General features: G+C 49.3%; 4 protein-coding genes and 1 pseudogene. 4 read left to right on the plus strand and 1 reads right to left on the minus strand.

Going from position 1 to position 3,276, the window contains the following annotated elements:
* On the minus strand, positions 1-238 hold a 238-nt coding region (locus J7L64_08440), incomplete at its 3' end, for a carboxypeptidase regulatory-like domain-containing protein (GenBank protein MCD6452370.1).
* 160 nt (positions 239-398) lie between these two features.
* Between J7L64_08440 and J7L64_08445 the strand changes: the two are divergent.
* From J7L64_08445 to J7L64_08460, 4 genes and pseudogenes are all read left to right on the plus strand, one after another.
* Positions 399-887, plus strand: a pseudogene (locus J7L64_08445) (metallophosphoesterase).
* 319 nt (positions 888-1,206) lie between these two features.
* The gene (locus J7L64_08450) at positions 1,207-1,902 is read left to right on the plus strand and encodes a YggS family pyridoxal phosphate-dependent enzyme (protein MCD6452371.1); all 696 of its coding nucleotides are present in this window, start codon (positions 1,207-1,209) and stop codon (positions 1,900-1,902) included.
* A 1-nt stretch (position 1,903) separates the two neighbouring features.
* Positions 1,904-2,209 carry a YggU family protein gene (locus J7L64_08455; GenBank protein MCD6452372.1) on the plus strand — a complete coding sequence of 102 codons (306 nt, stop codon included), beginning with the start codon at positions 1,904-1,906 and terminating at the stop codon, positions 2,207-2,209.
* A partial coding sequence (locus tag J7L64_08460; protein ID MCD6452373.1) for an imidazolonepropionase occupies positions 2,206-3,276 on the plus strand: 1,071 nt, incomplete at its 3' end. The genes J7L64_08455 and J7L64_08460, both read left to right, overlap by 4 nt.

Consider the following 3,276-nt stretch of genomic DNA (forward strand, 5'->3'; position numbering starts at 1 on the left):
CCGCCCGAATATAGTACCAACCAGGAGATAAACCCTTGATATGATAAAAACCTCCCTTGCCCGTGAAAACAAATACCCGAGAGGAAAACGAAGAGTTGGAAGAAACCAATACCAACGCCGAGGAAACACCCCCCCCTCGCTCGTCCGTCACCCTCCCCACTAACTCGGCAGAAAAAACCACCAAAGAAGAAAGGAGAAAAAGAAGGAAAACAATTAGGAAAACCTTCTTTTTTTGCATGCTCCCGGCAGGGACCCCGTGAGGTTTAAATCTTGTTCACCTCATATTCCTAACAGATGAAGAAGGGTTATGTCAAGCAAAAATTCCTCTTGAACTTCAGGAGAACTTGATTTAAACAAGAGGAAAAGTTTTTCTCTATGGGACCAGGAGGGAGAAGGAAATGATAGTAGGTATAGTAGCGGACTCGCATGATAATTTGGATAAGATTAAAAAGGCGGTGGGAATATTAAAAAAACGCAATTGCGAGCTTTTAATTCACGCCGGCGACTGGGTAGCCCCTTTTACCATACCTCTTTTCGCCTCCCTATCTCCAGCGAGGGTAATGGGGGTGTTTGGAAATAACGATGGCGAAAGGGAAGGACTCGCTGAGAAGATCGCCTCTTTGGGCGAGATAAGAAAGCCTCCATTTATAACTGAGATCGGAAGGAGAAAAACGGTCATCCTCCATGAACCGGATCTGGTCGATCCCCTTAGCAAATCTGGAGAGTTCGACCTCATCATCTATGGCCACACCCACCGCCAAGAGGTACGAAGGGAAGGAAGTAGCCTGATAATAAACCCAGGCGAACTCGGCGGATGGCTCACCGGAAAGGCTTCTCTCATAGTGCTTGATACCTCAACCCTAAGCTGGGAAGTTGTTGTAATATAAGGACATATAAGATTTTGAAATATCGACTTGACAAAGGGGAAAAATTTGTTATCATTAATTCGTTGTATTCAATTACAGAAAAGCGTTTTTGGGGGAGTAGAGGAAGGAGGTTCTTATGGTCTCTCCTCAAAAAATCCTCACCAATGATAAGGCTGTGAAAAGCAGCCCTCTTCCAGGAATGAGAGTCTCCTCACGCAGTGATTCTCCCGCGCATTAAAAAAACCCCCTCAGCCTTTAGGCTGGGGGGGTTCCCTCCAACATAAAGAGAGGGGTTTGATTCAATAACCGATATTTGGTAATATTCTGCTGGTGAGCTGAGATGGAAACAAGCATAAAAGAGAATCTAATTAAGCTAAAAGAAAAAATAGAAAGAGCAGCGGAGAGGGCGGGAAGAGATCCGAAGGAGATAAAACTCGTCGCCGTCTCGAAAACAGTTCCTCCCTCTCGGATCCTGGAAGCGATTGAAGCGGGGGTGAGCATCCTTGGAGAGAATCGAGTCCAAGAGGCGGAGGCGAAGATAGAGGCGATCGGTCATTCCGTCTCCTGGCACCTTATAGGGCATCTTCAATCGAACAAAGCAAAGAAGGCCGCTTCTCTCTTTGACGCTATTCATTCGATAGATAGCGTGAAGATCGCGCGGAAATTGGATTCCTATCTTGAGGCATTGGGAAAGAAAATAGAGGTTTTCATCCAACTGAACTTAGGGGGCGAGGAGACGAAATCGGGGATCACTGAGGAGGAACTTCCTACCCTCCTCACCGAGATAAACAAGTTAAGTCACTTAAAGGTAATCGGACTTATGACCATTCCACCATTTCTTCCTGATCCGGAGGATGTTCGCCCTTATTTCAAGAGGTTGCGGGAACTTAGGGACGAGGTGAACAGAAAGGGGATCCCCGGTATCCATTTAAGCGAACTCTCTATGGGGATGAGCCACGATTTCGAGGTAGCGATAGAGGAAGGAGCAACCTTTATCCGGGTGGGAACCGCCATCTTCGGTCCGAGGAGGCGTTAAAATGGATTTCATTAGAGAAAGGGACGATGGGGTCTCCCTCTCACTAAGGGTGAAACCAGGAGCAGGGAGGACTGGCATAGTGGGGGAAGAGGGGAGGAGGCTCGTTATTCAGATCTCAGCCCCTCCTGTGGAGGGAAAAGCCAACAGAGAACTGATCTCATTTCTGGCAAAAAAACTTGACATCCCTAAATCAAGGATCTCCTTCCTCATTGGAGAAAAAGGAAGGGAAAAAGCTCTACTTATCGCCGGGAGTTCTAAAAAAGAGATCGAGAGAAAAATAGCCTCTCTCCTACGAGGTAAAAAATGACTACTGCTGACCTGATAGTGAAAAACGCCTCGGAACTTATCACCTGTGGGGGCAATGCCCCAAAGACGGGCTCTGCTTTAGCTGAACTCGGGATATTGAGAAACGGTTTTTTAGCAGCATATAAGGGGAAGGTCGTCTTCATTGGTGATGAGGAGGCGTTTCATCGGGAGGTAAAACCTATTCCTGATGCCACGGTAATCGATGCCTCCTCGCGAGTGGTTATGCCCGGTTTCGTCGATCCCCATACCCATCTCGTGTTTGCCGGAACCAGAGAGGAGGAGTTCCTTCTCCGGCTCTCCGGGATGAGCTATCGGGAGATAGCTGCCCGGGGCGGGGGGATAATGAGCACCGTGCGCGCCACCAGAGAGGCTTCGGAAGAGGAACTCTTCAGGCTGGGTATGGCACGGCTGAATAAGATGTTGGAGAAGGGCACTACCACCTGTGAGGCGAAAAGCGGTTATGGCCTTTCGGTTGACAGCGAGCTCAAAATCCTTCGGGTGATAAAAAGGCTCAATGAAAAACATCCAGTGGAGGTAATCCCCACCTTTCTCGGCGCCCACACCATCCCTGCGGAATACAAGAATAACCGGGAAGAATACATCGAGCTCATAATAAAGAAAATGCTTCCCAAGGTGGCGGGGGAGAAGCTCGCCTCCTTCTGTGATGTATTCGTGGAACAAGGGGCATTCACCTTGGTCGAGGGAGAAATGGTCCTTAAGGCGGCGAAGGGGTATGGTCTTCGTCTCAAGGTCCATGCGGATCAGCTTTCCCCCGGAGTGGGGGCAGAGTTTGCCGTCAAGAACGAAGCGATATCCGCGGAACACCTGGAATATATCTCGGAATCAGGCATCAGGGCGCTCGCCGAAAACAAGGTGGCGGGAGTGCTCCTTCCCACCAGCAACTTCTTCTTAAGGGAGGAGAAACTGCCCCCGGTGCGGGAAATGGTAGAAGCGGGGGTCCCCATAGCACTGGGGACCGATTTCAACCCGGGCACTTCACCGGTGGAATCGATGCAGATGGTGATCTACTTAGCCTGTCTCCTCTATGGACTCTCGGTGGCAGAAGCA

This window comes from Acidobacteriota bacterium, from assembly GCA_021161905.1.
In the GTDB taxonomy this organism is placed as follows: domain Bacteria; phylum Acidobacteriota; class B3-B38; order Guanabaribacteriales; family JAGGZT01; genus JAGGZT01.